This window comes from Enterobacter cloacae complex sp. 6730903, from assembly GCF_048283985.1.
Classification (GTDB): Bacteria; Pseudomonadota; Gammaproteobacteria; order Enterobacterales; family Enterobacteriaceae; genus Enterobacter; species Enterobacter hormaechei_C.
Genome location: NZ_JBLVXX010000083.1, coordinates 1 through 7,138, shown reverse-complemented (window position 1 = coordinate 7,138; position 7,138 = coordinate 1). Strand labels below are relative to the sequence as shown.

6 protein-coding genes and 2 pseudogenes are annotated in these 7,138 nt (G+C 54.5%); 2 read left to right on the top strand and 6 right to left on the bottom strand.

Features of this window, described 5'->3' with window-relative positions; all coding sequences use genetic code 11:
- Positions 1–60 precede the first annotated feature (60 nt).
- Positions 61–303, bottom strand: a pseudogene (locus ACNQ0W_RS24265) (IS1 family transposase); the annotation flags it as partial.
- A gap of 247 nt (positions 304–550) precedes the next feature.
- Between ACNQ0W_RS24265 and mkrJ the strand changes: the two are divergent.
- Positions 551–1,267, top strand: coding sequence for a phosphodiesterase MrkJ (mkrJ, locus tag ACNQ0W_RS24260; protein ID WP_025714822.1), 717 nt, complete (start codon positions 551–553; stop codon positions 1,265–1,267).
- Between the two features lie 34 nt (positions 1,268–1,301).
- Here the strand turns inward: mkrJ and mrkF are convergent, their stop codons facing one another.
- The 5 genes from mrkF to mrkA all read right to left on the bottom strand — a co-directional run bounded on the left by mrkF (position 1,302) and on the right by mrkA (position 6,840).
- Positions 1,302–1,937: a type 3 fimbria minor subunit MrkF gene (gene mrkF, locus ACNQ0W_RS24255; RefSeq protein WP_002916122.1), complete on the bottom strand. Its 636-nt coding sequence runs from the start codon at positions 1,935–1,937 to the stop codon at positions 1,302–1,304.
- A gap of 13 nt (positions 1,938–1,950) precedes the next feature.
- Positions 1,951–2,946 carry a type 3 fimbria adhesin subunit MrkD gene (gene mrkD / locus ACNQ0W_RS24250; protein WP_063924012.1) on the bottom strand — a complete coding sequence of 332 codons (996 nt, stop codon included), beginning with the start codon at positions 2,944–2,946 and terminating at the stop codon, positions 1,951–1,953.
- Positions 2,937–5,423: a type 3 fimbria usher protein MrkC gene (mrkC, locus tag ACNQ0W_RS24245; protein WP_063924014.1), complete on the bottom strand. Its 2,487-nt coding sequence runs from the start codon at positions 5,421–5,423 to the stop codon at positions 2,937–2,939. Before mrkC ends, mrkD begins: the two co-directional genes overlap by 10 nt.
- Positions 5,424–5,434: 11 nt before the next feature.
- Positions 5,435–6,136 (bottom strand): type 3 fimbria chaperone MrkB, encoded by a 702-nt coding sequence (gene mrkB / locus ACNQ0W_RS24240; protein WP_000820818.1) that lies wholly within the window; start codon positions 6,134–6,136, stop codon positions 5,435–5,437.
- Between the two features lie 95 nt (positions 6,137–6,231).
- Positions 6,232–6,840 (bottom strand): type 3 fimbria major subunit MrkA, encoded by a 609-nt coding sequence (gene mrkA, locus ACNQ0W_RS24235; RefSeq protein WP_000756959.1) that lies wholly within the window; start codon positions 6,838–6,840, stop codon positions 6,232–6,234.
- A 180-nt stretch (positions 6,841–7,020) separates the two neighbouring features.
- On the opposite strand from mrkA, the pseudogene ACNQ0W_RS24230 reads away from it, so the two are divergent.
- A pseudogene (locus ACNQ0W_RS24230) lies at positions 7,021–7,138 on the top strand (IS5/IS1182 family transposase); the annotation flags it as partial.

The window sequence follows — 7,138 nt, the reverse complement described above, 5'->3', positions numbered from 1 at the left end:
AGGCGCGGGAATAAAATCCCATTCAGACGCCGGATAGATTCAAGCAAGCCAATTTATCGTCAAAATCGGTGTTGCAAAAACGGGAGTGACCATAGATTCCGTTTTCTGAGACGACCCCTTCATGGCCATATCAATGATTTTCTGGTGCGTACCGGGCTGAGAAGCGGTGTAAGTGAACTGCAGTTGCCATGTTTTACGGCAGTGAGAGCAGAGATAGCGCTGATGTCCGGCAGTGCTTTTGCCATTACGCACCACCCCGTCAGTAACTGAACAGGAGGGACAGCTGATATAAACAGAAGCCACTGGAGCACCTCAAAAACACCATCATACACTAAATCAGTAAGTTGGCAGCATCACCTAATTCCCGCACTATGAATCAGCGTATTGCCGCTCTCCATCAATGCTAAATGTTCTCCCGGTAAATCAGTAGCGGATAAAGCGTACTTATTCGCTGTTGATTTACATTTCCCGCCATTCCCATTAATCATCAGGTAGCCTATAATTAATGTATCCTCTGCCTATTGTTTGACTTACCTCGTGAAGAGGGATAATGAACACTAAAATATTCGAAGACAACATTTTATCTCGTAATGATATCGCTGTACGCTACGTCTTTCAGAAAATGTTTTCCCCACAAGGTACTCTGGTCGCGGTGGAATGCTTAAGCCGCTTTGATAATCTTTCTATTTCCCCCGAAGATTTTTTCCGCCATGCTACCGCCGCCGTTCGTGAACGTATTTTTCTCGAACAACTGGCACTGATTGAAAAGCATAAAGCCTGGTTTTTACGTAACCATATTTCCGCAACAATTAACGTTGATGACCATATCCTGAACCTGTTGCGCCAGAAGGATATAAAAGCCAAAGTCGCCGCCCTGACCTGCGTCCATTTCGAGGTAACCGAAAACGCCGAGAATCTGCTGCATAATTCTCTTGCCGCCTGGCAGAGCTCACAGGATACCTCACTGTGGCTCGACGACTTCGGCTCCGGCTACGCGGGAATTAACGCTATTCGCGGTTATCACTTTGACTATGTGAAAATTGATAAGGATTTTTTCTGGCACCTGATGCGCAAAGAGTCCGGCCGCCAGCTGATGGATGCGCTGGTGACCTTTTTATCGCGCAACCATCATAATGTGATTATTGAAGGTGTCGAAAGCGAAGCCCATAAAGAATGGCTGCAGGGAATGGAGTGGTTTGCTATCCAGGGACATTACTGGCGGGAAGTCAGTATTGAACAACTGGTCGCCGATGATATTGCCATGTAAAAAAAGCCGGGAATTCCCGGCTTTTTAACGTCACTTAATTATAAACTAATTCCCACGTTGCCCAGCTGGTAATCGGCCCGCTGGTGGCGCTTTTCGGCGTTGGCGAAACATAGCCAACGTAATAGGTGAACAGGCCGCCGCTGACCGCGCTTTCCTGCAAACGCACCTGATTTTGCTGCGGGTCCGCCGGGACAATTTTATTACTCTTATCCAGCGTATTATTATCGTTAGTCGATAGGGCCAGATAAATATTCTGCGCTCCATCCGGCAAGGTATTGGCCAGATACCCGGCGTTTTCGTTACCGACCGCCGTCAGTAAAAAACCATCGACCCAGCGCACGCTGACCCGACGCACCTCATCCTGCGAAGCTGCTCCACCATCATGACGTAGCTGGCAGTTTGACAGCGCCAGGGTAAAAGGCTGCGGCTTCATAAACGCCCCGGCCCCGCGATCGTGGACTTCCGCCAGGCTGACCGGCGCCAGCCAGACATTACCGCTGCCGGCATGCTGGCCGCCGTTTAGCGCGACGCTACAGGAAATATCCGTCACCCGCCCGGCAAAATCGACCCGTCCGCGATCGTAATTGGTCTCAAAACCCCACGCCGAGGGGGCGGCGAGGCTGCCGCAAAATAGCAGCCACGCGATAGTGTTTTTCGGCAATCCCTTCATTCCCCCTCCCGTATTAATCGTACGTCAGGTTAAAGATCATATGCGACTCCACCTCGCCGGTGCTGGTCGTCGGGCCATACTGATAAAAACGCGCGTGCAGCGGTATGGTGATGTAGCGGGTCTCCTGATTATTCAAGCGGACGACGGTGTATTTCTTATTAAACTGCAGCGGGGAGCCATCCTTCAGCACCTGGATGCCAATGCCTTTCGCCATCCCGCTGCCGGCTTTTTCATTCAGCAAGGCGCCCATGGTAGCGGTAGTGCTGGTGGCCAGGGTACCGGAGAACGAGGTGCTAATGTTGGCATATCCCGTTTCACTCAGGCCGCCGCTGCACTGCAGGTCGATATTAAAATCCTTCCCGCCGGCGGTGGTGCCGACCCCTTTCAGGTCGGTGCGCCGGATGGAACCCACATCGACATTCATATTTTTCCCGCTCAGCACTGAACAGGAGGGCGAGACCACGGTGATGGCGTTGGCGCTCAGATAGGTTTCGAGGATCGGGTTACTGCCGCTCTCCCAGTCGTAGGAGGTGTACTTACCCGCCGCCAGGGTGCCGCTGCCGGTGGTTGCCGCGGTTTTGATAATCTCCAGCGTAAAGCGCGACCCTTCGAGGGAATAGTTGGTGGTGTTATATACCTGGGACGAAAAGACGTCGGGATAGACGATATTTACCGTTGCGCCGCCGCGGCTGAAACGCATGCCGATTCCCGGCACGTTGGTGGAGTAGATTTTATTTCCAAGGTCCGTGGCCCCTGGCGACACGATCTTCGCCGCAAAGCGGTTGGTGCCGGAAGTACAGCGATAGCTTGCCCCGCCGGGAGCGCTCATCGTCCAGTCGCGGGTAAGGATCACCGAGCCCACCGGCAGATCCGAGGGCACCACCACCCTGCCCACCACCATGTCCAGCATCACCGTTGGCGATGAGAGACGCGTACAGGAGGCCCAGGACGAGGTGGTTCCCAGCGCCATTAAGACGATAAAAAGCGTTAGTAATTTCCTCAGCGACATACGCTATCCTTTGTTGTTTGCTGTCCCAGATCCACCGAACACTGCCCGCCGCTCCACTTCACAATCGCGCGTTTGGCGTTCGCATCGCTGATAAACATCATGCTGCCCTGGCCGACAACGCCGATCTCCTTGCCGTCGGGGGAGAAAATACTTGCCGCAAACGGCAACGGCTCGTGGTTCGCCTGGCGCGCCTGCAGGGTGAGGTTGTTCTGCACCTTAGTGCCGAACGCGACCTTAACCACGCTGCCTTCCCACGGCACAACCTGCGCCACGGTGCGATCGAAGGCCACGTCGTCATGGCTGCCTTTCGGGTCGATTTCCACGGCGTTAATCCGGTACGGGCGCAGATACGGCAGGATGGCGTAACCATTGCTGTCCACACGGGTGCCCGGCGATCCCGGAAGCATCGCCCCGGCCGCGTCTTTGGCTTCAATCAGGGCCATCGTCGAGCCGCTTTCCGGTGAGAGCACCACGCCGCCGCTGTGGGCGATCATCGTCCCGCTGGCGCCAATGCCGCTCTGACGATAGCCTTCGCCCTGGCTGTAGCTGCCGTTGAGGGTGGTCCATGGCGTACGGTAGCTGCCGTTGAGCGCCACATCATGCTGACCGCCGGTGGCGGTGGTGGTCGACACGCCGTAGTTAAGGTTGTTTTCACTGTCCAGCGAACCGTTGATACCAATCTGCGAGCTGGCAAAGCGCGAGTTATTGAACGAGGTGTTCGACGTCAGGTTGGCGGTGCGGTTATCGCCAAACCACAGCGGGTAGCTGAAGTTGAGTGAAATACGATCGTCGCGACGATGACCGGAGCTGTCTGGCGTATAGACGCGCTGCGCGCTCGCCGACCAGGAGAGACGACCAAATGAATTGTTGTAGCTGACCTGATACTGCTTCTCGGTCCCGGAGCGGTTCCAGTAATCGGAGATACGGCCGCTGAGATAAAACCCGCCCCAGCCGTCCGGCAGGTTCTGGTTCACCGTGAAGGTCATGCCGTTTTTTTGCCGCCACAGGGCGTAGTTGCTGCGACTATTTTTTTCCTGATCGACGGCGTACAGCGCGTCGTTGAGGTTGTAATAACCTTTCGTCGAGTAGCGATACGCCGCCAGCACGATGCTGGTCTGGGTATCGGTAAACATGCGGTTAAAGGTCGCGCGATAGCTCTGACCCGAGTCATCATGGGCATCGCTCTTCAACCGCGAATGGGTGACGTCAAAAGAGAGCGCGCCGATGCCGGTGTTCATCCCTGTCCCCACCAGGAAGGCCTGATAGTCGTCAAAACCGGTGACCCCGGTGTAGCCGGTCAACAGATTGTTGATCCCGTGCTGCCAGGTCGCCTGATAGAGCATCGGCTTGTTGCGCAGCGCGCTGTCGTCCACTTTACCGGCGGAGAGCGCGTAGCGGGTCATGCCCGGACGCAGCAGCTGGGCGACGGAAGCGTAAGGCACGCTAAACACTTCTACCGAGCCATCCGCTTCTTTCACCGAGACCTCAAGATCGCTGCCATAGCCGGAAGGATAGACATCCTGCAGGGTAAACGGTCCGGGCGGAACGGTGGTCTGATAGATAATATTGCTGCCCTGGCGCACGGTGACGAGGGCGTTGCTCTGCGCCACGCCGCGAATTTCCGGAGCATACGAGCGCATGCCGTCCGGGAACATATTGTCATCGGTGGAAAGATTAACCCCGCGCAGACCGATAGTGTCGAAAAATTCACCATTGGTGAAAATCTGCCCGCCGCTGACGATGGAGTTGAGCTGTGGGATAGGGCGCTGGAGATAGGTCTGGTTGCTGTTCCAGTGCGCTTTACCCTGCTGCTGCTGCCAGTTCAGGTTGCCGATGTGCTTCAGCAGCCAGCCGTCCCACGACAGACCGGCGTTGACGCCCAGATAGGCGCTGCTGTTATCCGACCCGCCTACCGAAGAGGTATGGCTGTTCCAGGCGTTCGCCATCCAGCCAAGATTGAGCGCGGTAATACCTTTGTCCCAGAACTCCGGGCTGACATAGTTTTTCAGGCGTTGATCTTCATAGATCTGCGGTACCGAAATGTTCAACCGCAGGGAGGACTGGACCAGGTTGTCTTTGACGTTTTCTTCGTTGCGCCAGGATTTGAGGCTACCGCAGTAGCCCTCCTGCTCGCTCAGCTGCGGATTGAGCTTTTCCGCCGCGATGCCATATTGGGCCAGCATCGCTTTGGTGTAGCAGACGCCCAGCCGACCATCTTTATCGCGCGCGATGCGTAAATCGTAGCGCCCTTTCCACTCGTCGTTGGTGTAGACGTCAAGGGAGTAAGTGCCTTCGGTAATCGCGCTGGTCGAAAAGCGCGACAGATCGACCTTTTCGCGACTGCCGACAATAAAGCCGTCGTTAAACTGATATACCGTTCCCGGGTTTTCCTGTCCGCTGGAAAATGGCGGAAAGCAGCACAGCGCGATGGCGATCGCGGTGCTTAATCTTCCCGGGCAGAATGACCTCTGCTTCATTAGCTTTTCCCTTATTTAACGGCCACTTTCACTGCGACATCGGCGCCATAGTCATTAATGTTGTTAACGGTCAGGGTTTCGCCGCGGTTGACGGCGGAGGAGAGCGCCACCGTCTGGCTGGACTGCGGCGCCAGCATCACGGTTTTGCTGTTCAGGGCTTTACCGCCGTCGCGGGAAATACGGCTGACGGTAATGTAGAACGGCGTCGGGTTGTTGATGGCGAGACTACTGCCGCTGGCGGTCAGGGTCAGCTTCTCGGCCGCCGCATCGCGGTTGCCCAGTCCGGCAGGACGATAAATAAATTTAAAGCGCGAACGGATCGCCAGCTGCAGCACGTTCTGGCCTTCATTTTTCTGATTGGCCACCACCGGCGGAATTTCCAGCAGATTCAGCCACCACAGCGTCTCTTTATCTTTCGCCAGACCGGCGCTGCTGCCGAGCTTAATACGCAGCGTCTGGCCGCTCTTGGCGTCAACGCGCGAAATCGGCGGGGTGATAATAAACGGGGTGGTAATGGTATCCGGTGTGGCATCGGCATCGCCGTTATCCAGCCAGGCCTGCGCCAGCGCCGGACGGTCGGCGTTATTTGAAAGCTGTACCGTTATTTCTTTTTCATTTCCTGGATAAATAAAGCGGGTACCGTTAACAATAATATTGTTGGCATGGGCCGCAAAACTAAAAATGAAACAGAAAAAAAGGGCAATACGCTTCATGCTGACCTCAGAATAAAAATACAAGCGGCGGACATCGCCGCTTTATTATTGTTATTAACTGCCCCGGAGCGGGGCAGTTTTATTTTCTGACGGAATTACTGGTAAGTAATTTCGTAAGTCGCGTAGCTGTTAACCACACCGGTGGTTACCGTGGTCGGCGCGCTGGTGGCGTAGCCTACGTAGTAGGTGAAACGCGCGCCATCGGCTACAGCGGAAGCGTCGCCTTTCGCTTTCGGCTGAGTGCTGTCACCCGGGATGATTTTGTTGGTCAGCGCGGTAGCGTTGTCAGTAGACAGCACCAGCTGGATGTTCTGAGCACCGGAAGCTTCGGTGTTCGCCAGGTAGCCCTGTTGTTTGCTGGTTGCGCCAGCCAGCAGGTTACCGCCGGTCCAGTTCACGCCCAGTTTGCTTACGTCATCCTGTTTAGTGCCATCAGCAGCCTGGCAGTTAGAGACGTCAATGGTGAAAGATTTCGGTTTCAGGTAAGTATCCGCTGCTGCCGCTTTAACTTCAGTCAGGGTTACCGGAGACAGGTAAACGTTCGCATCGCTGCCCTGGCCGTTAACGGAAACAGTACAGGATACATCGGTAACTTTACCGAAGAAATTAACCTGGCCGCCGCCAACATTGGTATCAGCTGCATGGGCAGCAGTCATGCCAAAAAACGCGGTTGCCATTGCTGCAGAAAGAAGAACCTTTTTCATTGCCATTTCCTTGTCAGAGTGAATTACGAATCAATGAGCACACTGTGAATTCGCATAGAACCAGAAACATCAGGCGATGCTGATTTATGCCACTGTTAACGAAAAAGACTTTAGTAGATTGGCCACTATATTTCCATACACTTTTTATGGTTTAGTTGAATAAATCGAACTTTTGCTGAGTTGAAGGATCAGATCACGTATCTTCCCGACAACGCAGACCGTTCCGTGGCAAAGCAAAAGTTCAAAATCACCAACTGGCCCACCTACAATAAAGCCCTCATCAACCGTGGCTCCATAA

Excerpts from the sequence above, each read along its gene's own strand:
- mkrJ (WP_025714822.1), top strand. The coding sequence starts at position 551 with ATGAACACTAAAATATTCGAAGACAACATTTTATCTCGTAATGATATC.
- mrkB (WP_000820818.1), bottom strand. The coding sequence starts at position 6,136 with ATGAAGCGTATTGCCCTTTTTTTCTGTTTCATTTTTAGTTTTGCGGCC.
- mrkF (WP_002916122.1), bottom strand. The coding sequence starts at position 1,937 with ATGAAGGGATTGCCGAAAAACACTATCGCGTGGCTGCTATTTTGCGGC.
- mrkA (WP_000756959.1), bottom strand. The coding sequence starts at position 6,840 with ATGAAAAAGGTTCTTCTTTCTGCAGCAATGGCAACCGCGTTTTTTGGC.
- mrkC (WP_063924014.1), bottom strand. The coding sequence starts at position 5,423 with ATGAAGCAGAGGTCATTCTGCCCGGGAAGATTAAGCACCGCGATCGCC.
- mrkD (WP_063924012.1), bottom strand. The coding sequence starts at position 2,946 with ATGTCGCTGAGGAAATTACTAACGCTTTTTATCGTCTTAATGGCGCTG.